Source organism: Kordia aestuariivivens, assembly GCF_014397005.1.
GTDB lineage: Bacteria > Bacteroidota > Bacteroidia > Flavobacteriales > Flavobacteriaceae > Kordia > Kordia aestuariivivens.
On record NZ_JACGWS010000004.1, the window covers coordinates 361,523 to 385,295 of the forward strand.

General features: G+C 32.3%; 26 protein-coding genes and 1 rRNA gene. 7 read left to right on the forward strand and 20 right to left on the reverse strand.

Annotation, left to right across the window (positions count from 1 at the left end; translation table 11 throughout):
- Positions 1–8: 8 nt before the first annotated feature.
- From H2O64_RS09045 to H2O64_RS09080, 8 genes are all read right to left on the reverse strand, one after another.
- Positions 9–239, reverse strand: coding sequence for a hypothetical protein (locus H2O64_RS09045; RefSeq protein WP_187561861.1), 231 nt, complete (start codon positions 237–239; stop codon positions 9–11).
- 11 nt (positions 240–250) lie between these two features.
- Complete coding sequence (locus tag H2O64_RS09050) at positions 251–1,459, reverse strand: THUMP domain-containing class I SAM-dependent RNA methyltransferase (RefSeq protein WP_187561862.1); 1,209 nt, start codon at positions 1,457–1,459, stop codon at positions 251–253.
- A 253-nt stretch (positions 1,460–1,712) separates the two neighbouring features.
- Positions 1,713–2,072 carry a hypothetical protein gene (locus H2O64_RS09055; RefSeq protein WP_187561863.1) on the reverse strand — a complete coding sequence of 120 codons (360 nt, stop codon included), beginning with the start codon at positions 2,070–2,072 and terminating at the stop codon, positions 1,713–1,715.
- A gap of 65 nt (positions 2,073–2,137) precedes the next feature.
- A complete protein-coding gene (locus H2O64_RS09060; protein ID WP_187561864.1) occupies positions 2,138–2,647 on the reverse strand; it encodes a papain-like cysteine protease family protein in 510 nt (169 codons plus the stop codon).
- A 202-nt stretch (positions 2,648–2,849) separates the two neighbouring features.
- A complete protein-coding gene (locus H2O64_RS09065) occupies positions 2,850–3,326 on the reverse strand; it encodes a VOC family protein (protein WP_187561865.1) in 477 nt (158 codons plus the stop codon).
- A gap of 214 nt (positions 3,327–3,540) precedes the next feature.
- Positions 3,541–4,212, reverse strand: a complete 672-nt coding sequence (locus tag H2O64_RS09070) for a DUF6794 domain-containing protein (RefSeq protein WP_187561866.1) — start codon at positions 4,210–4,212, stop codon at positions 3,541–3,543.
- A gap of 355 nt (positions 4,213–4,567) precedes the next feature.
- Positions 4,568–5,170: a hypothetical protein gene (locus H2O64_RS09075; RefSeq protein ID WP_187561867.1), complete on the reverse strand. Its 603-nt coding sequence runs from the start codon at positions 5,168–5,170 to the stop codon at positions 4,568–4,570.
- Positions 5,171–5,240: 70 nt separating this feature from the next.
- Complete coding sequence (locus H2O64_RS09080) at positions 5,241–5,480, reverse strand: hypothetical protein (RefSeq protein WP_187561868.1); 240 nt, start codon at positions 5,478–5,480, stop codon at positions 5,241–5,243.
- A gap of 142 nt (positions 5,481–5,622) precedes the next feature.
- Here H2O64_RS09080 and H2O64_RS09085 point away from each other — a divergent pair, with 142 nt between their 5' ends.
- On the forward strand, positions 5,623–5,913 hold the full coding sequence (locus tag H2O64_RS09085) for a helix-turn-helix domain-containing protein (protein ID WP_235982808.1): 291 nt from the start codon (positions 5,623–5,625) through the stop codon (positions 5,911–5,913).
- Between the two features lie 27 nt (positions 5,914–5,940).
- On the opposite strand, the gene H2O64_RS09090 is transcribed toward H2O64_RS09085, so the two are convergent.
- From H2O64_RS09090 to H2O64_RS09100, 3 genes are all read right to left on the reverse strand, one after another.
- Entirely contained in the window at positions 5,941–7,485 is a 1,545-nt protein-coding gene (locus H2O64_RS09090) for a hypothetical protein (RefSeq protein ID WP_187561869.1), read from the reverse strand.
- Positions 7,485–8,513 carry a nucleoid-associated protein gene (locus H2O64_RS09095; RefSeq protein ID WP_187561870.1) on the reverse strand — a complete coding sequence of 343 codons (1,029 nt, stop codon included), beginning with the start codon at positions 8,511–8,513 and terminating at the stop codon, positions 7,485–7,487. The genes H2O64_RS09090 and H2O64_RS09095 overlap by 1 nt, the downstream gene beginning before the upstream one ends.
- 465 nt (positions 8,514–8,978) lie before the next feature.
- Positions 8,979–9,374, reverse strand: a complete 396-nt coding sequence (locus H2O64_RS09100; protein ID WP_187561871.1) for an HU family DNA-binding protein — start codon at positions 9,372–9,374, stop codon at positions 8,979–8,981.
- Between the two features lie 261 nt (positions 9,375–9,635).
- Here H2O64_RS09100 and H2O64_RS09105 point away from each other — a divergent pair, with 261 nt between their 5' ends.
- Together H2O64_RS09105 and H2O64_RS09110 are read left to right on the forward strand one after the other, a co-directional pair.
- Positions 9,636–9,869 carry a hypothetical protein gene (locus H2O64_RS09105; protein WP_187561872.1) on the forward strand — a complete coding sequence of 78 codons (234 nt, stop codon included), beginning with the start codon at positions 9,636–9,638 and terminating at the stop codon, positions 9,867–9,869.
- A 208-nt stretch (positions 9,870–10,077) separates the two neighbouring features.
- On the forward strand, positions 10,078–10,332 hold the full coding sequence (locus H2O64_RS09110; protein ID WP_187561873.1) for a hypothetical protein: 255 nt from the start codon (positions 10,078–10,080) through the stop codon (positions 10,330–10,332).
- A gap of 128 nt (positions 10,333–10,460) precedes the next feature.
- Here the strand turns inward: H2O64_RS09110 and H2O64_RS24180 are convergent, their stop codons facing one another.
- From H2O64_RS24180 to H2O64_RS09120, 3 genes are all read right to left on the reverse strand, one after another.
- Positions 10,461–10,589: a hypothetical protein gene (locus H2O64_RS24180; RefSeq protein ID WP_262890637.1), complete on the reverse strand. Its 129-nt coding sequence runs from the start codon at positions 10,587–10,589 to the stop codon at positions 10,461–10,463.
- A gap of 128 nt (positions 10,590–10,717) precedes the next feature.
- A complete protein-coding gene (locus H2O64_RS09115) occupies positions 10,718–10,870 on the reverse strand; it encodes a hypothetical protein (RefSeq protein ID WP_187561874.1) in 153 nt (50 codons plus the stop codon).
- A gap of 529 nt (positions 10,871–11,399) precedes the next feature.
- Entirely contained in the window at positions 11,400–12,791 is a 1,392-nt protein-coding gene (locus tag H2O64_RS09120) for a DUF5018 domain-containing protein (protein ID WP_187561875.1), read from the reverse strand.
- 327 nt (positions 12,792–13,118) lie between these two features.
- Between H2O64_RS09120 and H2O64_RS09125 the strand changes: the two genes are divergently transcribed.
- The 3 genes from H2O64_RS09125 (at position 13,119) to H2O64_RS09135 (ending at position 15,105) form a co-directional block, all read left to right on the forward strand.
- A complete protein-coding gene (locus tag H2O64_RS09125) occupies positions 13,119–13,850 on the forward strand; it encodes a class I SAM-dependent methyltransferase (protein WP_187561876.1) in 732 nt (243 codons plus the stop codon).
- Complete coding sequence (locus H2O64_RS09130; RefSeq protein ID WP_187561877.1) at positions 13,847–14,518, forward strand: ZIP family metal transporter; 672 nt, start codon at positions 13,847–13,849, stop codon at positions 14,516–14,518. The genes H2O64_RS09125 and H2O64_RS09130 overlap by 4 nt, the downstream gene beginning before the upstream one ends.
- A 158-nt stretch (positions 14,519–14,676) precedes the next feature.
- Positions 14,677–15,105, forward strand: coding sequence for a DUF4268 domain-containing protein (locus H2O64_RS09135; protein ID WP_187561878.1), 429 nt, complete (start codon positions 14,677–14,679; stop codon positions 15,103–15,105).
- A 151-nt stretch (positions 15,106–15,256) separates the two neighbouring features.
- Here the strand turns inward: H2O64_RS09135 and H2O64_RS09140 are convergent, their stop codons facing one another.
- On the reverse strand, positions 15,257–15,922 hold the full coding sequence (locus H2O64_RS09140) for a helix-turn-helix domain-containing protein (protein WP_187561879.1): 666 nt from the start codon (positions 15,920–15,922) through the stop codon (positions 15,257–15,259).
- 123 nt (positions 15,923–16,045) lie between these two features.
- On the reverse strand, positions 16,046–16,621 hold the full coding sequence (locus H2O64_RS09145) for a pyridoxine/pyridoxamine 5'-phosphate oxidase (RefSeq protein ID WP_187561880.1): 576 nt from the start codon (positions 16,619–16,621) through the stop codon (positions 16,046–16,048).
- 254 nt (positions 16,622–16,875) lie between these two features.
- Between H2O64_RS09145 and H2O64_RS09150 the strand changes: the two genes are divergently transcribed.
- A complete protein-coding gene (locus H2O64_RS09150; RefSeq protein WP_187561881.1) occupies positions 16,876–18,762 on the forward strand; it encodes a flavin monoamine oxidase family protein in 1,887 nt (628 codons plus the stop codon).
- A 147-nt stretch (positions 18,763–18,909) separates the two neighbouring features.
- Here the strand turns inward: H2O64_RS09150 and H2O64_RS09155 are convergent, their stop codons facing one another.
- The 4 genes from H2O64_RS09155 to rrf form a co-directional block, all read right to left on the reverse strand.
- Complete coding sequence (locus tag H2O64_RS09155) at positions 18,910–19,350, reverse strand: LexA family protein (RefSeq protein WP_187561882.1); 441 nt, start codon at positions 19,348–19,350, stop codon at positions 18,910–18,912.
- 11 nt (positions 19,351–19,361) lie between these two features.
- Positions 19,362–20,627 carry a Y-family DNA polymerase gene (locus H2O64_RS09160; protein ID WP_187561883.1) on the reverse strand — a complete coding sequence of 422 codons (1,266 nt, stop codon included), beginning with the start codon at positions 20,625–20,627 and terminating at the stop codon, positions 19,362–19,364.
- A 135-nt stretch (positions 20,628–20,762) separates the two neighbouring features.
- Positions 20,763–23,255, reverse strand: a complete 2,493-nt coding sequence (locus tag H2O64_RS09165; protein WP_187561884.1) for a zinc-dependent metalloprotease — start codon at positions 23,253–23,255, stop codon at positions 20,763–20,765.
- A gap of 410 nt (positions 23,256–23,665) precedes the next feature.
- Positions 23,666–23,773, reverse strand: a 5S ribosomal RNA gene (rrf, locus tag H2O64_RS09170).

Below are 23,773 nucleotides of genomic sequence, written 5' to 3' on the forward strand. Positions count from 1 at the left end.
AAATGTTTCTAAACCTCCTTATGCCCTTTTGTAAAAAGTGAACTCATCAATACTTTTTCTTTGCCATCTTCTTTAACAGCTGCAAACTTTGGTGCTAATATACTAGCGATAACTGCACAAATTAAAGACAACCACAATCCGCTTACGGGTATTACATAGCCTAGCGTAAAACGAAACACTAAGAACAGCGTCATAAAGGCTATAAGATTCAAAATAAGTGCTTTAGTTTTTGGTTTCATACGTGTACAATTTAGTTATCTTGACTTTGATCTTGCGCTTGGTTTTGATCTACATCTTGCTCTTTATTTTGATATTTGGCTTTTTTACTTCCTGCGTACATTTCGTATTTCACCAAGCGCGATTCTAACTTTCCGTTGAATACTTTTATTTTTCGCGATGGACGCAATCCAACATGTTTCAAAGCTTCCATATTAGACGTAATAAACCACGCATTGGTGTTCGCGTATCCTTGTTTTAAGGTGTCGCCAATACTAGCATAAAACTCTTCCATGTCAATATGCAAACGTTCTCCATACGGAGGATTGAATAAGATATGAAGCTTCTCGTCTCCTTCTTTTTTAGTCTCAAAGAAGTTTTGTTGACTAATCTTTATATAATCGCTCAAATTAGCATTCTTCACATTGTCTTTAGCTTTCTGAACTGCCGAAGGCGCTTTGTCATAACCGTAAATATTATGATGAAATTCACGAATCTTTCTAAGACAAGATTCTTCAATTCGTTCATATAAATCAACATCCCAATCTCCCCATTTTTCAAAACCAAATTCTTTTCGATTGATGTTTGCCGGAATATTACAAGCAATCATGGCTGCTTCAATAGCAATCGTTCCACTTCCACACATCGGATCGAGCAAATCAGATTGTCCGTCCCAACCAGACATCATCACTAATCCTGCGGCTAATACTTCATTGATTGGTGCAATATTCGTTGCCGTTTTATATCCACGTTTGTGTAACGAACCACCCGAACTGTCTAATGAAATAGAACAATCGTCATTTTGAATATGTACGTGAATCCGAAGCGTTGGAAATTTGATATCCACATTTGGACGTTTTCCTTCGGTGTTTCTGAACTTATCCGCAATAGCATCTTTTGTTTTCAAAGCAATGTATTGCGAATGTGTAAACTGTTCTGAAGCAACGGTTGCATCAATGGCAAAAGTATCTTCATGCGTTAGGTATTTGTCCCAATGCATATTGTACACTTGGTCGTACAAATCCTTTTCATTTTTAATTTTAAAATATCGGATCGGTTTTAAAATTTTGATCGCTGTACGCAAGCACAAGTTTGCTTTGTACATAAAACCTTTATCGCCTCTAAAAGTTACGTTACGTGTACCCTTTCGGATATCTTGCGCGCCTAACCTTTTAAGTTCTTCCTCCAATAGGTCTTCAAAACCATGTAAGGTTTTGGCAACCATTTTATAATTATCTTCCATCTATTGCTCTGCTAAAACGCAAAAGTACATTAAATTAATAATGAAACAATTATTCAATGAGTTAATGTAGCAATGAATTGATTTGAAAGTTTTGAAGATTGGTCAATTTAAAAATAATTTTAATAAAACTTACAAAGTAGTATTCATCAAAACTCTAAATATTTTTATAATATTCTGACTTTTTGATAGTTATTCCACGACATCATAACAACCCGCTAAGCAAAGTCTCTCTACTTTGAGTTACATCTACATTTTATTCTAATTTCTTTAAACTATAAATCAAATCAAGTACTTGGTACACACTTTTTTTACTATCAAAAAAGAAACCTGTGGAAGAGTTTGGATTTGAATCTCGTACAAATTGAAGGATATATATAGGTTCTTCTGACGTACCTACAAATTCATAAGTAATTTTGGTGGTATCTAAATCATAGCGTTCCCCGAAATCAAATATCTTTTCTTCGGTATTATAGTAGATTTCAGCATTTTTTAAATCGGTACTTACACAATGTGATTTTAATACACTTTCCAATTCCTTTATAATTTCATCTTTAGATTGTGCATGTATATTTAATGTTATTAACGAAATAATTGTAACTAGTATCAACCTCATAATTAATTGTTTATTTTATATTTTGTAATTTCTAAAAGTGTAGATTTTCTAAATGTAAGTGTTTTTTAAGGCGTACCTACTACAATTGATTGACTCCATTTCCAACCGTAATACAAATCGTTAATATTTTGTCGATAGGTATTTCCGTATGTAGGATCACTCACAATGATGGAACCATTTTGCGCTATTCCTTGAAGCAATATAAAGTGCCCAACTTCTGGGTTATTGGTAGGATTTACAAATGCTATGACTTTCCAGCCACTTAATAAGGTATTATATAATTGTTGCGGATTGGCTGGGTAATTTACAGCCGAAGCTTTGAAATTATAAGATCTTAAAACATTCATTACTTCCAGAGTAGATGCAGGTCTGTTTTGTGGCCAACCTACCAATCTTGAAACAACACTTGCCTGAGAAACATTCACATTTGCCTGGTATAAAGAGCTTTGAATACAAGAAGCCCAACACCACATTGACTGCTCTTGCCTATTGATTTGAGCATTTAAAATGTTTGAAAAAACTACTAAAAATAGAATTAAAACACTCTTCTTTAAAAATTGATTTATTGTTTTCATTATTTTTTATTATTAGTGCTACTGCGTCTATAATTATAAAGTGCTATCCCCACAAATATACATGAATTTGTTTTTAGCACATTTTTGAAATAACGAGTAGGTTTTCATAGAAAACATTCAAATTAATACATCGCTGTGCATAGTCTCCTGACATTAAACAAAAAGCATACCATGATTATCACTGTACAAAGTAGCAACAATTTTATTTTTCAAATAGTTGTATTCTATTGCCGTCAGGGTCTTTAATTAGTAGCATTTTTTTACCCGATAAATTGTCAGTTACTACGCTTCCATAAAATTCAACCTTAGCTTGTTTTAAATGATCTACCCATTTTTCAAATTCAGAGACTAAAAACCCAAACTTAAAGAATCCGTCTATTTTTGTCTTTTTTGGATGATTCTTCAATAGACTCTTGCGTGACACTGATGATTTTAATTCTATCAGTTCAATCAATATGTTTCCGCATTTCAGGTTTGCCTGTTTAAATCCTCTTTCTTCGGATTCAATTTTATTTAAAACTTTAAACCCAAAGTTGTTTGAATACCAAGTAATTGAAGATTCAATATCACTTACAATTATAGCTGAGAAGTAAGCTTCGGGATTAGGTAAAGATTCGCTCTGTCCATAACTAATAGATGAAACTAAAATAAGGGTAAGTATAATTATTGCTTTTTTCATTTTTTTAATTGTTGCTAACGACTCGACTATACATAGCCAAGAGTCAATATTTCTACTAATGATGAAACCTTATATATAGTTTCGTTGTATTACGATGTAAGCTACCTATTATTTGCAGGTTATCAAAATGGGAAAACGCATTTTATACAGCTGAGCAAAGCCTCCCGACTTTGCGCGTATAAAAGGGAAGTTGTGGTCTAGTTCTTTGAAATTTCTAGTCAAATATTTTATTCAGTATTGATTCAATGTCTTTAGTCTTAAAGTCTTCAAGCTTTTGTTTTGTTTCTAAATCAATCTTTTTCCAGCCGTAATAGTAATCATAAATCCAGAAATTTTCAGTTTTAGAATTTGTCTGAAGATAAACAGTTGGCCATTTTCTATTTTTAATAGAACTTTTATAACCTATGGAAACTCTAAACTCAGTATTTGGTTCAGGATACTCTGATTTTTCTGGTAGTCGCGTTAATTCTACACCATCCCAATATTCTTGATAGTAAGCAACTTGTGCTTCTAATTCTATCTCAATTCCAATCAGTTTTCTATAATAACTTACTAAGATGATACTAGACATATCGTCAGGGTGATAAATCCCTATATCATTGAAATACTTTGATAAATCAGAACCTTTCCATAACCTCCAATTATTTCGAATTCCTAGTCCAAGTCCAAAGTGAACTTCACCTATAAAATCACTTTCCGATTTTTTCTTAATTTCTATTTTTAAAGAATCTGATAGTTGAAAATCAATTTGGGTAAGTGCTTCGTTCAAATTTTTGGGAACATAACTTTCATCCAAAACTTTTTCAGATGCTAAAGTTTTTGAGTCTGTGCAACTAATTAAAATTCCTATGATTACAAATAGTACTAGTAGTGGTTTTTCTCCCATTTAATTAAAAATATGCACAGCGTTATACGTTTCTATTATAATAAAAAAAAACTGTATTTGATTCATTTTATTATATCCTAAACTACTCTATATCAATCCATAATCAAAATGCAAATTCACTTTTATCATATTTTTAACTATTGTTCGTTATAAATACCTGGGAATTATTCTAGACTACCAAAGAAACTGAAAACCCAACAGAAGCATTACAAAAAGTCATTGATGAGTTGAAACGTATGTATGGAAGGTTGTTATAACTATGAAGCACTCGTTACAAATGAGGGCTAGCATAGGGATTACTCAAGAACTCGTATTCAATAAAAACTCTAATTATTTATATATAAAAGCTTAGTATTTACTTGCCGTTTCTCAGGTCCCATACTGCGTCTGCAAAGTCGTACACATGCTTTTCAGTTCGTATAACATAATTGTTTGTATATTTTAATATTCCTAGATCTTTTGATGAACTACTAACTTTAATAACAATTGGAACACCAACTGTCCATGAATATAAATCTATTTTTTCTTCATTATTATATTTAATATATCCTTTTAATACGTGATCATCTTTTTCATGTGCGTGTATAGGCTTACCAACAGTAACTTCTATAGATAAAGAATCATGTTCTTTTATGCCACTCACATTATATGTAGCAGATTTATACACAATAGCTTCATCATTTTTTACTTGCTGCTTTATCGTTTTTATGAAGTTTTCTTTAAAAAAAGTTTTGTCTTCTTCTCTCATTTCTTTCCATGAAGTAATATGTTCGCTTAACAACGAATCTAAACCTGAAGCCATTTTTTCATAGTCACCAACCATTTCCACTTCAAAACGAGCATAGTTTCCCAATTCAGGGTATTTAGTTTGTGAAGTAAGTTCTAGGGCTACATTGTTGCATGAAAAACATAGTAGGATACATACAAACCCAAAGGCAATTTTGAATAGTTGCTTCATCGTATTGATTTTATTAATTAACATGGATAAAGTTAAGTAAATTCACACAATTTCGTAAGTTAATTTGTAACTAAGTACTTGTATTCACCAAAAACTCCAATGACTTTATATAATAATCTCCGTTATCATTATTGTATTTTTGTTTAAACTCCTTAAGCAAATCCAGTAAATCATTCGTTAAAATAAAGAAATACAAATAGTTTTTAATGTTCATTTCTATTTCAAAATTACGTTTGTATTTGGCGAGTTCTTGCTTTAGTTGTTTTAGTTCTTGTACCAATTCTTTGTTGAGTTGCTGCTGTGTTGTCATAATATCTATTAAAAAGTATTAAATATTTAGTGTTACTATAATTATTACACTGTAAATATAAATAATGCTTTTATTTAATGCAAATGAAACCATAATTTTTAACAGATATATTTAGTATCTCTATAATTTTCGTACTTTTACCTTGATTATTACAGATTATAGAAACATGAATATTTTACGACTCAAAGAAATATTAAAAGATAAAGATGTGTCGGGTAAAGACCTTGCAGAAAAAGTAGGTGTTACGCCAGCTAGCATATCAAATATTGTTCAAGGAAATAGCTTTCCAAAACCTGAATTATTATTAAAGATTGCCGACACCTTAGATGTCGATATCCGCGATTTATTCATTCCTACTAAAGAAGATGAAAACCCAACCGAAGCACTCCAAAAAGTAATTGATGAGTTGGAACGGATTAAGGGGAAATTGTAGTGTTATTTTCTAATAATAATTAGTATATCAGTTAATTAAATTATTAAAAATAGTGAACAATAATTTACATGTTTTTTGATAAAGTACAGTATTTGTAATTTCATTAGTATTGTAAAGTAGGTATAATATAATAGAAGCTGTAAATAAAATAATCAAAATTGAAAACCATAAACGACTGTAAACTTTTCTTTTTTTATCTATATAAGCCAAGTTATCTTCATAATCTATATTTCCATTCAAAATTCTTTCAATATCATTTTCATCAAGTAAATCTAAATATCTCTCTTTCATATTTCTATAGCTTTTCACGAACCTTTCGCGTTGTGTTTTCATATCCCATCGAGAAACGCAATAATAAATAATTGAACCTAAAATAAATGCTGTAGAAAGAATAATAGCATCCAATGTAAAAACATTTATAAAGTCTCCTTTAGTTAGCACACGAATTACTATGGTTGAAATATAAAAACTAATTAATGCTAAAGAACTTTTTTGAAAACCACTAGCAAATGATTCTACTATTTTCATAGCTTGATTATTAAAATCTAATAATTGATCTGAAATTTTGTTCCTAATTTCTACATATTGCTTTATATTATCCTTTTCATAAACCTTGTAACTAGATTGTATTGATTGAAATGTATTATCATCTAGTTCTAATATTTTGCTATCTTTAAAATGTAATGAAATAATATTTCTTGATAATCCAATCTTATCATTTAAATTACCTCCATTATACACCCATTCAAAAATTGGAAAATAATATTTTAATCCATCAACCTTAATTTTAGTTAAATCAAGATTACCTTTAAAAGATTTATAACCATTAATTTTATATGTCAGAATACTATCCTTTAGAGAAGTTATATCAAAAAGGTATATTATTGATAATAAATTTGAATAAAATTGAAAAAGTTCGAATAATTGAGGTTCAACTAAATCTACATTTTCAAAATTAAAATCATTGGGAGATAAAGAATGATTATCATTACTTTCATAATGACAAACAGTTTTTAATTTCAAAATATCCGAATTTCTTTTTTTTAAAGGTTCTTTTTCAAATTTATTTTCTGCTGATAGAAAAAAAATATTAGAAGTGTTAAAAGATTCTTTTAATTCAAAAACATTAAATATTATTAAATCATTTTCAGAAAAAGCTTTTGTAAAAACAGATAAAAATTCACTAGTAGTTAATACTTTGAGGTTTTTAACAAATAAGTCTAAATTATAAATAGAACGATAAAAACTGAATTCTATTTTTTGTATTGTTACTTTTATAATGATAAGCTCTTCTTCTTGATGAATATATTCTTCTTCTAAATCACTTATAAATTTTTGAAAATCTAATTTCTTTGAATTAAGAATGATTGGATCAGAATTTCCAAAAATTACGCTATAGATTATAGTATCATTATTTATAAGAAAATCTAACGAATTTTCTATGTTTGTTAAACTTTCAGAATTTACTGATTGAGCCTGAAAATTAGCTTCAAAGTTTTTGTGATCTTCCTTCTCGCTATTTAATTTTAAGCCAGAGAAAATTCTCCCTAAGAAAGAACTTATTTTATACATTAGTCTATTATGTTATCTTTTTTAAAACGCTCATAACCTTTATCAGATCTAATCTTCACATATTTTGTACCATCAGGGTCTTTATGTGCTAAAATGATATTTTCAGGAATATCTTGTTTAATCTCAAGAGTAACCTGATCAGTTAGTGATACTGTACGCTTAAAATATGCTGTTACTTTTTCTTTTACGATAGTAAATTGGTTATCAAATGGTGCTCTTTCTTTTGATGGCAATTCTCTAATTTTATTTTTTAATAATTCAATATCCAAATCTGAATCAACTGGATTGTAATTTCCAATTCCATTATCTAGAAAATCATTCATTTCAAACATATCATTTGACCGAAAGTATCTAACAGCACTATTTCGTAAGTATGTATGATCTTCTTTATATTTTTTCTTTATGCTATTAAATACACCTTTATCAATTGCATTAAAAGCCTTTTCTGTATTATATTCATCTGTAAAAATTTTTGAAAGTTCAAGAAAGTCTTTCCACCAATATTTTGTATCCTTTGGATTAGTATCATAAACTAGTACTTCTTCTATTTCGTCTGTGCTATTTAAATCACAAACAAATGCTTTAAATGCTTTTTTCTTTACAGGAAGACCTCTTGTAAGTTTATAATTTACATCATCTAAAAAATCATTGTGGTCAGCTTTACATATAATAAATTTTTCTGAAATACCATCTAATATAACTGCCTGCACTATAATTCCTTTCAAGATAGAAATATTTAGTTTATCCATCTTCTTCTGAACATCAGATTCTTTTATAAGCAGTCTATTTGCAATTACATTTGAAATATCATGTAAATCTTCAGCATTATTCAATCTTGTGATTTGAACTCTGACTTCAGTTGTTTTTCTATCAAACTCAAAACGTCTTCCACTACTTCCTGAAATCACAGTTTCGAATAGTTCCGTTAAATAGTCTAATAATTCGTCTCCATATACTGATGAATCTATATTTTCCACTTCATTTTTTTCTATATCAACTTTAGAAATTTGTAGCTTGTTTATTCGCATATTAAAAATTTAATGATATTAACTTTAAATTGTTTCCAATATGAATATTCAACGAAGCCGTATATTTATTTTATTTGACTTTGTAGATGATTGGATTTTACCGCCACCTAAACTACCCAATATTAATCTATAATCAAAACGGGAAACCGTATTTTACTACTTTATTAACTGTAAAGACTGAAACTTATACATGAAGCATCCTTCAAAAAACAAGTGCATTTTCATAAAAAACATGAAATTAACACACTAAAAACAACCATTTCCACCAAACGGCGAAAGCCCCATAAACACTAGGCTTAACAAAGCCCTAAATTTTGTCTTGATAAAATAAAATTTTATCTTGATAAGTTGACCAAAACATCAAGACAAAAAAAAATTCTATCTTGATAAAATCTGTAAAAGATTTAGATAGAATTTTTCACTAAAAAAGTTATGGCACTAACTTTATCTTTTTGAGTCGTTTATTTATATAGTAGACTCGCCTACTTTTTCATATTTTAATGCTTTTAACATCTGTTTTAAATTACTACTCGGTCTAAAGATTATTTTTCCTTTTTCAATGGCTGCGCCTGTAACTTCTTCAGCTGTATCTTTTCCTATAGCTGATACATTGATGGAAAAACTTCCTAAATCGCCCAAACGAACCATGTTTCCCAATTCTAATTGCTTTTTGGCAACATCTACCAATCCTATTAATACGGCATATACATCATTACGACGTACGGTAGAACCATCGCCAACTAAGTCGGCTAGTTCGTTTAAGTCTAAAATACTTCCTGTTACGGAACTCGGATAATACTTTTCTGGTGCGGCTAAATCCCTTGGATTCTTACGCGTGATTACTTTAAATTTAATTGACATTTTTTCTTCTTTTTTATTAAACATTAGCATTAAAAGCATGTCGTTTCTTTTAATTTCGTATTCAATATCCAAGAGTTTTTTAAAATTTCCAAAGATTTTTAGTAAGCGTCGTGTTTTTACAATAAGCGTTAAGTTTTGGTGAGAAAAAGTCCTATTTCAGAACTTAGTGCCCGTTATTTATAAATCACGATTGGCATCTCTTTTTAATCTCTTGTCTTTCCTATAAGTTTGAATTCTTATTAATTATTAAAATATATTTTTATGAAAAAGAAGGATCTTAAGTCTTTAAAACTGAACAAAAAATCTATCGTCAACTTCAATGTGACAACTAATTTAAACGGACTACATGGTGGTAGCGGAATTAGATGTATGCTACCACTTCCTGGTTCAATTATAGATTGTGAAACAGAATACCCTAATTGCCCAGGCCCAAGCGACCCAACAGATGAAACAATGACTTGTCCAGATTGGTCATGTGGATGCCCTCAAAATTAACATGTAAGCGAACTTCGGTTCGCTTTTCTTTTATCTCCCTGTTTTTATATCAAGTGTGTTTGTGATTGAATTGTTTTTTTAATTAGACTCACTCACATTAAACACATTAAAAATCAGGTTATTACCTATGAAATAAGGGTGTTTTTCCTACGTAAATTTATTAGATACCAAGTACATTTGTAGCATATTAACCATTAAATTAAAAGTTATGCCACATTATGCACAAGGAACAAATGGATGGACCAAGTTAAGCGGATATCAAGCTATATGGGACCCGAAAATTGATTTAGGAAAGTTTTATTTTACAACATTCAAAGGTGTTCGTCAAGAAACACCATACATGACTGCTGAAAACTTTGCAAACGTTATTGATATTTTAAGAAATGAAACACCTGTATACGGAAATGCATCAACAGGTTCTGTAACTACGCAAGGAGAAACAATAGGAGAAGAAGAAAGCTAGAATCCTTTCCGAATATATTTAAAAGTAAAGTCCAGAGAATATCTGGACTTTTTTTATGTGTAATTGATGCGTATAAATTAAATCCGCAGTAATTCTAAAGAAAAAAGCGATCCGAAGATCACTTGAAATTATTTGTGAGTACATCCCCAATGAACATTTGTTCTTGCTTGAGGTAATCCTCCTTTGATCTTTATTGAATCAAGATTAGAAACTAATTTCTTGTTTAGTTTTAATGATGTAAGATTTCTTTTTTTCATAATATAAAGTTTTGATTAAGAAGAAAAGTTATAAAAATAAATCAGTAGTCCGTTACGGGAACACCGTAGTTAACTTTAAAACAGTAGTTAAGGAAAATAAAAAAAGCGATCCGAAGATCGCCTTGAAATTAATAACAGTTTTGAAGTCCACATTGAGAATAAAGAGCTGTAGTCGTACAAGTTGGAGTACAAGTCTGATGATATCCTCCTTTAAGAACATTTTCAAGTTTAGAAATTGATTTTTTGTTTAATGCCAAAGAGGCAAGATTCTTTTTTTTCATGATATATAGTTTTGATTATATCGAAAAGTATAAAAACAAATCAGTAATCAGGTACGGGAACACCGTAGTTAACTTTTAAACTCTAGTTTTAGTGACACCTCACAAAAGAAGGACAGCCGAAAACAGTAGGGCAAGCGTCACCAGTGAGACACCTAAATACATCTTGAGTGTTACATTCTGGTCCTTGAGTGAAACATCCCACCGAACAGAAAGCTGAATTGTCGTCGTCGTCTCCTCCATTAATTGAACTATTGTCAAAATTTGAAATGGATTTTTTGTTAAGCGTTAAAGATGTAAGTTTTCTTTTTTTCATGATATAAAGTTTTTGATTCGCTAAAGAAAGTATAAAAATAAATTAGCAATCATTTACGGGAACACCGTAATTAACTTATAATCAGAAGTTATTATTTCCTTTTAGTACATGATACCGTCAAAAACAATCCCATGTTAACTTTAAAACAGCATACAAGACAGTTCAGAAATACATCCGAACTGTCTTAGATACTTTTAAAATTTCTTTACTTATTTTTTAATCAAATTCTATTAAATAATAAAGTGAGTCACTAGCAGGAATATCATTCCATTCACCTGCCACTCCTAGTCCTCCAACGGGTTGTGGCCATACATTTAATCCGATACCTAAAGCATCTTGATTTCCGGCGAAATTGTCTGGTTCTACTCCCCAATTATTATACAATCCGCCAACAGGAGTTCCACTAGCATCACCTTGCCAGAACTGTGTCGTATTTGCGTCATTGTTTCCATTCCATACCCAAACACCTTCAGAAGCAATATCATTTCCACCTAAAAATACATAGGATGCAGCACCACCACTGTTAGATACCGTATTGCTTAATACTATACCTGCATTGTTCATCAGCTCATTAAAAATAGCTGCATTTTCTGCTGCATCATTAATTTCGGCTAAGTATCCGCCTCTTTCTGCAGCACAAGCGGCTGCAGCTGCCCAATTTTTGTTTTCTCTTACGAGTTCATATATTTTTCCGTTGTACGTAAACGTATAAATGTTTGAAGGATCCGCACACGTACTTTGTGTTACCGTGACCGTAATTGTATAATTTACACTACTGCTATCTTCTGCCGTAACTGTATATACAACTGGATTTGTAAAATCTTGAGCTACTCCCGAATTTGGAGAAATTGTTGCTAGATTTGAAATGACAATGGTAGGGCTTAATGAAGTAGCATCAGTTCCAAAAGGTAAGGTAATCATCACCGTTTTTGCAGTTTCATTTATTGTTCCGTTTACAGAATTGATACTGAAACTAGTTATTTGCTTTTCATTACTAAGATTAGCAGCAGTTACAGTAACCGTAACTGTATAATTGACACTACTACCATCTTCTGCCGTAACTGTATAGATAACTGGATTTGTAAAGTCTTGAGCTACTCCCGAATTTGGAGAAATCGTTGCTAGATTTGAAATGACAATGGTAGGACTCAATGAAGTAGCATCAGTTCCAAAAGGTAAGGTAATCATCACCGTTTTTGCAGTTTCATTTATCGTTGCATTTACAGAATTGATACTGAAACTAGTTATTTCCTTTTCGGCACTCAGTGCTATTCCTGTCGTCACATTAACTGTATATGTTACCGTACTCGTATCTGCTGCTGTAACTGTATATATTACAGGAGTAGAAAAATCTTGAGCTGCATCAGAGTTTGGAGAAATAGTAGCAGTATTAGATATGGCAATCATTGGCGACAATGATGTAATGTCAGTTCCACCTGGCAAAACCAGTGTAATTGTTTTGTCAGTTTCGTTTATGGATGCATCCACATTATTAATGCTAAAACTTACAATTGCTTTTTCGCTGCTCAATGTTAGTATTTCCACAGGTTCATTATCACAAGAAGAAATCATAATCAGCATCAAGAGCGCATAAATTTTGTTTTTCATAATTTTTATTTTTTATAAAACATATTAGATTTAGGTGTAAACCTATATATAAAAAGAAGCCTATAAAAAGAACACTACCTTCAATTCACGGAATTATAAGAAGTCTGTAATAAGAGTACAACCCTGAATTCACGGAATTATAAGGAGTTTGCAAACGCAACCCGTTGTCGTATTGTTTTCCATTTTTGAAATTATTTCGGGTTTGCTACGACTGTAGAAAGGCAAAATATGTTAATTTTGCAACTTATTGAATTTAATACAACGAAGGTTCACAATGATAGAGCCTTTGTATAGATTCCCGTATTTACGGGAACGAGAAAAAATATTATGCAAGAAAAAAATACAGCTTGGTACGCATCGTGGTTTGATACCTCTTATTACCATATATTATACAAAGATCGTGGGTATGATGAAGCAGAAGCGTTTATGAAGCATTTGGTAGAGTTTTTAAACTTGCCAGAAGATGGTACTATTTTAGACTTAGCTTGTGGAAAAGGAAGACATTCCGTGTTTTTGAATAAAATGGGCTATAATGTCACCGGCGTAGATTTGTCACCAAATAGTATTGCGCATGCTTCAAAGTCTGCCAATGACACACTTCGTTTTGAAGTGCATGACATGTGCGAGCCATATCCGAAAGAGTTTGACGCCGTATTTAATTTGTTTACGAGTTTTGGATATTTTGAACACGAATCTGACAATTTACGCACGCTAAAGTCTATTAAAGCTGAGCTAAATGAAACTGGTTTTGGTGTGATTGACTTTTTGAATGCAGACTTTGTGATTGATCATTTGGTGGAAAATGAAGTGAAAGAAGTAGACGGAATTATCTTCCGATTGCATCGCTATATAGAAAACGGATTTATTTATAAAGACATCCGTTTTGAAGCGGACGGACACGACCACCATTACACAGAAAAAGTAAAAGCATTGACACTTGAAGACTTTGAATCGTATTTTAGGGCGGCTGATATTGATTTATTAGCTATTTTTGGGGATTACAACCTTGGAAAGTTCAATAAAAAGACATCTCCTAGACTTATTATGATTTTTAAATGATACATTATTTACTTCCTATATTAGCGGTAGTCCTTGGGTTTTTATTTGTGACTGTATTTCAGTTTCGCGAAAAGAAACACATGAAGTTATTGTTGGCGTTTAGTGGTGCATTTTTATTGGCCATTACCGTTTTTAACTTACTTCCAACTATTTTTAGCGAGTACCAACCGAGTTACGGTATTTTTGTAATGGTTGGAATTCTGCTACAAATATTTCTAGAGTTTTTCTCAAAAGGAGCCGAACATGGACACGTTCATATACATAAAGATAGTAGTGCGTTTCCCTGGTTATTATTTTTTAGTTTGAGTCTTCACGCAATTCTAGAAGGTTTCCCAATGCATCACCATGATCATTTGGTATACGGGATTGTAGTGCATAAAATTCCGATTGCTATTATTTTGACAACCTTTTTTTACGAGTCAAAAATGTCGAAGGTTTCTATTTTGACATTCCTATTTTTGTTTGCCTTAATGACACCTTTGGGAAGTTTTTTATCAGAACAACTGACATTTTTAGCAGCGTATCAGAATGAAATATCAGCATTGGTTATTGGAATCTTTTTACACATTTCCACCACCATTTTGTTTGAAAGCTCGGAAGGTCATAAGTTTAATTTAACGAAGCTGTTGGTTATTATTTCAGCAACGATTATTGCTTTTTTTATATAACATTTTGATAGCTACGCTAAGTATTTTCAATCAAAGTATATTTGATTTCAATAATGCTCAATGTAAAAGTGCGGAATAAAAAAATTGTTTAACGTAGAGATTCCTTGTCACACTTCGACTCCGCTCAGTGTACTCGGAATGAAAAATTTCATTTTTTCATGTTTAGTAAAGCTGAATCACAGAAGTTACGAGAAGATTTTTGGATTTCGTTTGGAAAGTCATTTCCACGAAAGTGGATTTTGTACAATACAAAGATCAAAGATTTTTCGTTTAAGTTTTATTTTGATAAGAAAAAGGCAATGGTAATGCTCGATATTGAAGACCAAAATATTGAGAATCGCATTAAGTATTGGGATAAGATGATTTCACTGAAAACGATATTGCTCGATGATTTTCTTCCAGAAGCTATTTTTGAAGAAGACTGCACTTTAGAGAATAGAAAAGAGATTTCTAGAATTTATCTTGAAAAACAAAACGTTTCCATTCACAATAAAAATACCTGGCAAGAAACAATGGTTTTCCTGAAGGAAACGATGCAACAGTTTGAAGCGTTTTATTTGGAGTATGAGGATTTTATTAAAGCGTGAGTCGCTTTGCTCCTGCTTTTAGCTTTTGGGTCGCTGCGCTTTTAGGTTTTAGGTTTTAGGTTTTAGCAATTTAGTTTTCTTAATTCATAAGCGTCATTTCGAGTGATTTTCGAAGAAAATTGTATCGAGAAATGCGCTACTCGATCGGTTTTTAAAAACGAAATGAGCGTTCTTGCTTTTTGATTCTTGCATCCATAAATAATCCTATGACAATAACTACTATTCCTGCGGAAATGACGATTCCTTTGGTTGCAAAAGGAATTTTATCTTGTATGCAAAATGCAATCGCGAATGGTACTGCCAAATTGAGCCCGATAATAGTATAAAAATTGTTCGGTACAAATTTTAATTTATTCTTTAAATATTTTTTGAATTTAGTTAGTTTTTGCTTGAACATTTCATTGCTAAATGATGGTATTTTTTCAAGTTCTAAATACTTAATATAACTTTCAATTCCTTCCAACTGTTCTGAACTTAATTCCTTTTCTTTTAAGTTGTTTAAAACCTTAATAAAGTTTTCAAACGTTTTTATTTCTGATTTTTTATTGGTTTTGGAAAGTTGTTTTTTAAGAAAAACAATAGTTCCTTTTAAATCCGTTGTTGCTTCAAGAGCATGAACACCAATAAGTTCATTTAGTTCAACATCCAACGCAACAGCGATTCTTTTAATGGTTTCTCCTGTTGGTACCGATTCTTCGTTTTCGATTCTTTGAATAGTTCGTAAGCTTACGCGAGATTCTTCAGCTAAGTATTCCTGAGACATTCCTCTAAGTGTTCTAAATTCTTTTAATTTTTTCGCTAAATTGTTTGTGTCCATTTTGAATGTATTTATTGTTCTTAGCAAAAATAGGTTGTGATCGTATTTGGTTGTTGCGTCATGTTGACGTCATCTTTATGTCGCGGTGAATTGTCATGATTTTGTCTACGACGACTTAACGCGTTAAGGTTGTAAAAATGTTTTCTTCCAATGGTTGTTTTCGCTTGTAAATAATTCACGAAAGTGTAATCGACTTTTTTTGAATTCCATAAATTCAATTCGTTTTGGAATAATGTAAAATCCAGACCATTCTGTCGGTCGCTGTATTTCTATGTCAGGACTATTTGCTTCTTGTTGCTCAAATTTAGTGATCAATTCGGTTATATTTTCTATTTCAACACCTTGTTTGCTAATTTGACTTACTATTTGAGATGCTTTGCTCCTAGCTTTAAAATATATATCTGCAAGTGCATCTTCTATTTGAACTGCATCGCCTTGCACTCTAATTTGCCGTTCAGTTTCTGTCCACCAAAATGTGAGCGACGCTTTTGGGTTTGCCAATAATTCAATGCCTTTTTTTGAGTTTAAAGGTCCTGTAATGACAAATTTATTTTCTAAAATTTCTTTCAGTGAAACAAATCGAGAATTAGGATAACCATCCATTCCAATAGACGTTAAACAACAAGCAGAAGGAATCCGAACAGTACTTTTTTCCGTTTCTTCATCATACCAGTTTTTAAATTTTTCTATTGGATTCATCTTGCGTGTAGTTACTATAAATATATAAAGAATCTTGTATCGTTCTTATAAACAAAGTCTATGGAACGTTTTGGTTTGTTCACGATCTAAACTACATGTTTCCTGAGTTAAATCAAAATCATCAAGAAGGTTTTTACAGTTCTTAAAACTTATTGTTTAGTTCATTCTATTCCAACCGTTTCTAAGAATTTTTAGTTAACTTCAATGAAAATTAATTCAACCATATAATTACTTTAACTACAAAAACTAAAAACATGGACAAAAAATCAGCTCCTCCCACATTAACCTTCTTACGAAAAACAGATCAAAACGGTGGCGAGCTAGAAATGTTAACTACAAGTCTAGATAAAAAACAAATTTTTAAACGAGAAATCGGACATACGTTAATTTCCAAAACTATAGGTCAAGGAGAAAAAGTTGTCGTTCTTGGTGCGGGCGTAGCAGGATTGTCTGTCGCTTATGAATTATTGAAACATACCCAATACAAGGTTACCGTTTTAGAAGCCGAAAATAGAGTTGGTGGACGAAGTCTGACGGTTCGACCAGGCGATAGTTTTACCGAAAATCCTGAGAACGAACCAGCGGTAACGTATACCCAAACCTGTAAATTTACAGTTGAAGACACAAAGAACTTACCCTATTTGAATTGTGGTCCTGGACGAATTCCTTCTGCGCATCGCGATGTACTTAACTATTGCAAAACACTTGATGTGAAGTTGGAAATTTATGTAATGCAAAGTCGATCGAATGTAGTGTATGATGGGAAGGCTTTTGTAGATGAAGCAGGAAAACCTGAATCTATTGTGAATCGTAGATTGGCAAATGATCCAAGAGGTTATTTTTCTCAGTTTATGTATGCGCTGCCAGAATTATTAAAAACAATTAAAGAAAGTCCCGATCCTACAAAGTATAAAAGCTTCTTAGGTTTTGTACAACCATTAGAAGATGCATTGAATGACACTGAAGATGGCGAAGGTAAGTTTAAAAACTGGCTCAAGAAATTTGGAGATTTGAGCAAAGATGGAATGTTTGAAAAAACATCTCGATCTGGATATACCGAATTGCCCAGTAAAACGATGTTAGGTGAAGAAGAAAACATTATGCCAAAGCTTGATTTTACAAAAATGTTAGATTCTGAATTTTGGAAATTAAGTTTTTATCAACCTGATGATTTTTTATGGCAACAAACGTCATTTCAACCTGTAGGCGGAATGGATATGATTGTAAAAACATTAGCAGCCGAAGTAACGAAATTAGGTGGAGATATTATTTTAAACGCACCAGTAACCGAGATTGACAGACAAGGAGATCAATACGTTGTGACCTATAAAGATGGGAAGTCAAATACGACGCTAAAAGCACACAAATGCTTTAGCAATATGCCAATACCATTATTACAAGACAAGGTTACTAAGAATTTATTCAACCGTAAATCATTTGCGAGAGCCTTGAATGTTGTATTTGATCATAAAGAATTTTTACGTCCTACCGTGAAAGTCGGTTGGCAAAGTAAGCGTAAGTATTGGCAAGATCCAGAAGATAAAAATGTCGTTCCTATTTTTGGAGGAATCTCATGGACCAATCATCCAATGGTACAAATGTGGTATCCTTCAAATGATTATCATCAAAATTTAGGAATTCTCACAGGTGCATATAACTTTTCACAAAATGCAATAGCATGGGGAAATATGGAACCTATTGATCGATTGAAAGAAGCAAGAGAAGGTGCGAAACAATTGCATGGTGGAGAATTTTCAAAACAACTTGATGATGGACTTACCATTGCTTGGCAAAATATCAAGACGCAACGTGGCGGTTGGGTCGATTGGACAAAGATCGATGACCAAACTAAAGACCCAAAACTGAGTTATCAAGATATTCTTCACATCAGAAAGAAAACTATTTTAACCAATGCTAAGCATGCAAAACATGAATCTGCAGAATGGGTTTTTAATGAATTACAAGAAGGAGATGATGGTTTTTATATTGTAGGCGATCAGCTTTCATCATTACCAGGTTGGCAAGAAGGCGCTATTTCATCAGCGTTAGTCGCTTTTGGATTGTGTACAAAAATGAAAGGATTTGAAGCACCAAAATTACGCCAAGTTCCATTTACTGCACAATTGGTTGAAGGAAGATAATATAAGCTTGATTTAATTTTTATAAAAGTAACTTTTTAGGTTTTGGACTATTTTCTAAAACTTCAAAAGTTACTTTTTTGGTTTAGTTATAATTTAAAAAGCTTACTGATCTTTACATTTAAAATTTAGCATATAACATTTGAACTTTTAAAGTTTTTTAATGACATACGTCACAATTCCCCAAATTAATAATTGCTTGTCTTTTGTCACTTTTATAGGTTTGTAATTATCATTTTCAGGCATGAGAAAGACACATTCTTTAGTGATTTTTAATCGTTTTACCGTGAATTCTCCATCTACATAACACACAGCAATTTTTCCGTCTTTTGGTGTGATGCTTTTGTCAATGACTAATAAATCATTATTGTCTAATCCTGCGCCAATCATCGATTCGCCACTTACGCGCGCGTAATAGGTTGTGTTTTTATCTTTTACTAATTCTTCATCTAAACTAATGCGTTTGTTTTTAAAATCGTCTGCTGGCGATGGAAATCCTGCTGAGATTCCTTCATCAACAAATTCGAGATATATATTTCCTTGTTTTACTTTTTGAATCGATGCTATATTGTCGTTAGTTTCCACTTTCATCTTCTTCAGGATTAAATCGTATGACAGTTTAATGTAATGATATCACTAAATTTTGTAGTGTATTCAGGAGATAAATGTGCTTGCCGCATTTTCCAGGTTCGTTGTAAATCTTGATTCGCCATTTTTATTTTTCGCCCACGATATTTTTCATTTAACGTGTCCATTGCCGACATTAATTTTAGATGTTTTGGATCTTCATTTTGGAATAAATCGAGTTGTAGCGCATTTGTTTTTATCAATCCCATTAAAATAACGCCCGCTCTTTTGTACTTGATACCAGGTTTGAAAATTTCATTTAATGCTTTTTGAGCAAATTGATTGATCGTTAATGTGGAATTCGTCGCGTATGGCAACGTAAGTACTCTACTTGCTCTGTATTGTGATTCGGTTCGCTTGTTTCGATCACTTTTTAAATAAACCATAATTACATTACACGAACATTCTTGCATACGCAATTTTTCGCTACAGCGAGAAGCAAACGTAGCAATGCGTTCTTTCATGTTTTCTTTGTCTGAAAATGTAAATTCAAAACTTCGCGTTGTCGCGATTGCTTTTTTGTTTTGTAATTCATCTTCTAATTGGATGGTTGGTTCGCCTTCTAAATCTTTTTTGAGTCGTAAACCAACGATAGACATGTTTCGTTTTACCCAATCATCGGTAAGTTTTGTAAATTCATACGCAGTGTACACGCCTTTGTTTTGCAATCGTTGTGTGTTTCCGCGACCGATTCCCCAAATATCTTTTATAGGAAGCCATTTGAGTAATTTTAGGCGTTTCGCTTCGGTATCAATCACATAATAACCATTTGTTTTTTCGGGAAACTTCTTCGCGATATTATTTGCGGCTTTTGATAATGCTTTTGTATGCGCAATTCCAACACTGACAGGAATTCCGGTACATTGATAGATATAGTTTTTAATTGTGTGTCCAACTTTTTGATAATCGTCAGTTTTAGGCAATTTTAAAAAAGCTTCATCAATGCTGTATACTTCTACATCGGGTGAAAAAGTTTCGAGGAGTTTCATCACGCGTTCACTCATATCGCCATATAAAGAATAGTTTGACGATCGAATTTGAATGTTTTTCTCTGTGATGATTTCTTTGTATTTAAAAAGTGGTGCGCCCATAGGAATTCCTAACGCTTTGGCTTCACTACTTCTAGCGATCACGCAACCGTCATTGTTAGATAATATTGCCAATGGCTTATCTATAAGCTCAGGATTAAAAGCTCTTTCGCAAGAAGCGAAAAAACTATTACAGTCAATTATTGCATACATATTTTAAGGGGAATTATGTATAAAATTAATCGTAATTTGACGTTTTTATAGCGATTATAAAAAGTTATTCCTGTCTTTGCAGTATAAAAAAAGCAGCCCGAAGACTGCTTTTTATACTAGATATGTGAAGATGTATTATTTTGGATCTAAAATTAATTCGATACGCTCTAATGCATCACGTAAGTGTATTTTACTCATTGTATTACCTGTACGTGAAATTGCACTTCTGATGTTTCTTTTCAGTGTATTCAATTCTGCTCTTACCACCGCACGTAAATCTGATTGACTTGTGTTTAATGCTGTAGATTTTACATAGTCACTTCCTCTGAACTGTCTTTGATTTTTAGCAGTCATTAAATATGCTAGTCTGTCAATATGTGCTCTTTGTAAGTTACGACGATATGCGTCAATAGTTTTTCCAGAAGGTAATTCTGACCAAATTCCTTTACGTAAATCACTCATCATAGCTAACATTGCATACGCATCGTTTCCATTCAACGTTTCATTTTCCATCACACGCGCAAGTCTACCTAAACTTAAAATTCTGTTTAATGTCCGTACTTGTGTTCCTCTGATTCTTTCTGTAGAACCTGAATATTGTATTTTGTTGAAGATGTTTTGATCTAATAACCAATCTTGTGTTTTGAATAATTCATCATTGATGAACTTCATCGCTCTTTTTTGATCATCTTTACTTACGTGCGTATACACAGCTCCTTCTTGGTCTGATGTTTTATATATTTCGTAAACACCTCCTATATTTGAAGAAACATGTCCCATATAACGATTGTATTGACCTAAAACTTGTCCGTACATCGTTTCTAAATCATCATAGTTTTTACCGTCTTCTGCTGTCCATTTGATTAGATTAGGAACAATTCTCTTCAGATTTTTGATTCCATAATCACTAGCTTTCATAGCATCATCTCCTAAATCTTCTGTTTGCGAACTTGGATCAACTACGTCTCCTGCTTGTTGATGACCAAATCTATACATTGGGTCTCCGGCTTTGTCAAGAATCCAGGTATCTAAAGTTTTCTTTTCGTCTTTTGCTGTTGCAACGTCTAAAATTGGACGATATCCCCAACTAATTGCATACTTATCATAAGGTCCAATGTTTGGCATTAATGCAACACCTTCATCTCCTGGTTGTGCAACATAGTTAAAACGTGCATAATCCATAATAGATGGTGCTGTTCCGTATTTTTTAGTGAACTCAGCATTTCTTAAATCCTCAACACTATATGCAACACTACTTCCCATATTGTGAGGTAATCCTAATGTATGTCCAACTTCGTGTGCAGATACGAAACGAATTAAACGTCCCATAACTTCACTCTTGAACTCCAAGGTTTGTGCTTCAGGATTGATGGCAGCTGTTTGAATGAAGAACCAGTTTCTTAATAAACTCATTACATTGTGATACCAGTTGATATCGCTCTCCAAAATCTCTCCACTTCTTGGGTCACTTACGTGAGGTCCGTTTGCATTTGGAATAGGAGACGCTAAATAACGTACTACTGAATAACGTACATCTTCTGGACTCCAATCCGGATCTTCTTCTGCAGTTGGAGGATCTTTAGCTATAATTGCATTTTTGAAACCTGCAGCTTCAAAAGCTACTTGCCAATCTTCGATTCCTTGCTTTATATAAGGTTTCCACTCTTCTGGAGTTGCTCTATCAACATAATAAACAATTTGTTTCTTAGGTTCTACAAGTTCACCTCTTTTAAATTTCTCAATATCTTCGTCTTTCACTTCTAATCTCCAACGATCTAAGAAAGTGACTTGCTTACTTTTTTGAGCCTTTAATCCATAATCTACTTGTCCTCGAGCAAACCAACCTACACGCTCATCAAAATAGCGTCTTTTCATTGGTTCTTTTGGTAATAAGATCATAGAATTACTCATTTCCACAGAAATAGAACCTACACTATTATTTGAAGGTGCCGCTCCTGCTTTATAAGTTTTAACATGTCTTGATTCGATATTTAATGGATAACTCTTTAACTTATCAATATAAGATCGACTATCATCTAATCTCGAAATTTTATACTGTCTTCTTCTGAAAGATGGCATTCCTAAAGCTGGAACATCTTTTGAAAACAATGCAGTTACATCAATAACTGTATTTAAAGAATCTTTACTAAATGCTTTGATTGGAAATGCATAAAGAATAGGTTCAAAGTTAGAATTTACAACTGCTTCGTGAACTGGTAAAGAATCTGCAGCTACAACACTATGTGAAACTACACGTAATAAAACTTTCTTTTTATTCTTTTCCCAACGAAGTACTTGTGTATTTTGCTTTCCTCCTCCAAAACCAATACCAGAAGCGGTTTTAGCTATTCTTGTAACCATCAACATTTCTCTATTAAAAAGGGAGTCTGGAATTTCGTAGAAGTATTTATCATCCAATTCATGAACCGTAAATAAGCCCTCATCGCTTTTAGCGTCTTTAGTGATTACTTTGTCATAAGGCTGAATGCCTCCTTTTTTAGGTTTTTTCTTTGGTTTTGCTGAAACTGCTGTGTTTTTTTTGTTTGCAGCTGCTTTTTTTGCTGTCGAACAAGAAGTCACAGAAATTAGCAGTATTCCCAGAAGAAATAGTGGTATTTTTCTTAACATAGTATGATTAATTAGTTTGTGGCATGAAATTAATAATAACCATAGACTAATGCTCTATATAAGTACCACTTTAAGATTTCTTTAACTAACCTAAGTTTGATGAAAAATTACAGGCAGCAGATTATATTTCAGAAGTATAGAAGATATTTTCGTTAAGAATTTTTGATGGCTTGGGAAAAATTTAGAGAACTGAAGGTTATTTTAACTTTTTCAGTTAAAAATATCTCTGGAAATAGAAATAAATCAACGAAAAACACGCTTTCTTTTGTTGATGTCTGTGCTAAACTTGATCCAGTACTCTTTATGCACTTCAATTCAAGTTATAAATACAACTTTACACAGAGGCTTTCCTATTTTGCTTAGATTTTAGGCATAAAAAAACCCTTACCTGTTGGGGTAAGGGTTTTAAAAAAAGGCGGCGACATACTCTCCCACATTTCTGCAGTACCATCTGCGCTAATGGGCTTAACTTCTCTGTTCGGAATGGTAAGAGGTGAGCCCCATTGCTATAACCACCT

Coding starts and splice junctions, on each gene's coding strand:
- H2O64_RS09045 (WP_187561861.1), bottom strand. CDS start 239: ATGAAACCAAAAACTAAAGCACTTATTTTGAATCTTATAGCCTTTATG.
- H2O64_RS09050 (WP_187561862.1), bottom strand. CDS start 1,459: ATGGAAGATAATTATAAAATGGTTGCCAAAACCTTACATGGTTTTGAA.
- H2O64_RS09055 (WP_187561863.1), bottom strand. CDS start 2,072: ATGAGGTTGATACTAGTTACAATTATTTCGTTAATAACATTAAATATA.
- H2O64_RS09060 (WP_187561864.1), bottom strand. CDS start 2,647: ATGAAAACAATAAATCAATTTTTAAAGAAGAGTGTTTTAATTCTATTT.
- H2O64_RS09065 (WP_187561865.1), bottom strand. CDS start 3,326: ATGAAAAAAGCAATAATTATACTTACCCTTATTTTAGTTTCATCTATT.
- H2O64_RS09070 (WP_187561866.1), bottom strand. CDS start 4,212: ATGGGAGAAAAACCACTACTAGTACTATTTGTAATCATAGGAATTTTA.
- H2O64_RS09075 (WP_187561867.1), bottom strand. CDS start 5,170: ATGAAGCAACTATTCAAAATTGCCTTTGGGTTTGTATGTATCCTACTA.
- H2O64_RS09080 (WP_187561868.1), bottom strand. CDS start 5,480: ATGACAACACAGCAGCAACTCAACAAAGAATTGGTACAAGAACTAAAA.
- H2O64_RS09090 (WP_187561869.1), bottom strand. CDS start 7,485: ATGTATAAAATAAGTTCTTTCTTAGGGAGAATTTTCTCTGGCTTAAAA.
- H2O64_RS09095 (WP_187561870.1), bottom strand. CDS start 8,513: ATGCGAATAAACAAGCTACAAATTTCTAAAGTTGATATAGAAAAAAAT.
- H2O64_RS09100 (WP_187561871.1), bottom strand. CDS start 9,374: ATGTCAATTAAATTTAAAGTAATCACGCGTAAGAATCCAAGGGATTTA.
- H2O64_RS09105 (WP_187561872.1), top strand. CDS start 9,636: ATGAAAAAGAAGGATCTTAAGTCTTTAAAACTGAACAAAAAATCTATC.
- H2O64_RS09110 (WP_187561873.1), top strand. CDS start 10,078: ATGCCACATTATGCACAAGGAACAAATGGATGGACCAAGTTAAGCGGA.
- H2O64_RS24180 (WP_262890637.1), bottom strand. CDS start 10,589: ATGAAAAAAAGAAATCTTACATCATTAAAACTAAACAAGAAATTAGTT.
- H2O64_RS09115 (WP_187561874.1), bottom strand. CDS start 10,870: ATGAAAAAAAAGAATCTTGCCTCTTTGGCATTAAACAAAAAATCAATT.
- H2O64_RS09120 (WP_187561875.1), bottom strand. CDS start 12,791: ATGAAAAACAAAATTTATGCGCTCTTGATGCTGATTATGATTTCTTCT.
- H2O64_RS09125 (WP_187561876.1), top strand. CDS start 13,119: ATGCAAGAAAAAAATACAGCTTGGTACGCATCGTGGTTTGATACCTCT.
- H2O64_RS09130 (WP_187561877.1), top strand. CDS start 13,847: ATGATACATTATTTACTTCCTATATTAGCGGTAGTCCTTGGGTTTTTA.
- H2O64_RS09135 (WP_187561878.1), top strand. CDS start 14,677: ATGTTTAGTAAAGCTGAATCACAGAAGTTACGAGAAGATTTTTGGATT.
- H2O64_RS09140 (WP_187561879.1), bottom strand. CDS start 15,922: ATGGACACAAACAATTTAGCGAAAAAATTAAAAGAATTTAGAACACTT.
- H2O64_RS09145 (WP_187561880.1), bottom strand. CDS start 16,621: ATGAATCCAATAGAAAAATTTAAAAACTGGTATGATGAAGAAACGGAA.
- H2O64_RS09150 (WP_187561881.1), top strand. CDS start 16,876: ATGGACAAAAAATCAGCTCCTCCCACATTAACCTTCTTACGAAAAACA.
- H2O64_RS09155 (WP_187561882.1), bottom strand. CDS start 19,350: ATGAAAGTGGAAACTAACGACAATATAGCATCGATTCAAAAAGTAAAA.
- H2O64_RS09160 (WP_187561883.1), bottom strand. CDS start 20,627: ATGTATGCAATAATTGACTGTAATAGTTTTTTCGCTTCTTGCGAAAGA.
- H2O64_RS09165 (WP_187561884.1), bottom strand. CDS start 23,255: ATGTTAAGAAAAATACCACTATTTCTTCTGGGAATACTGCTAATTTCT.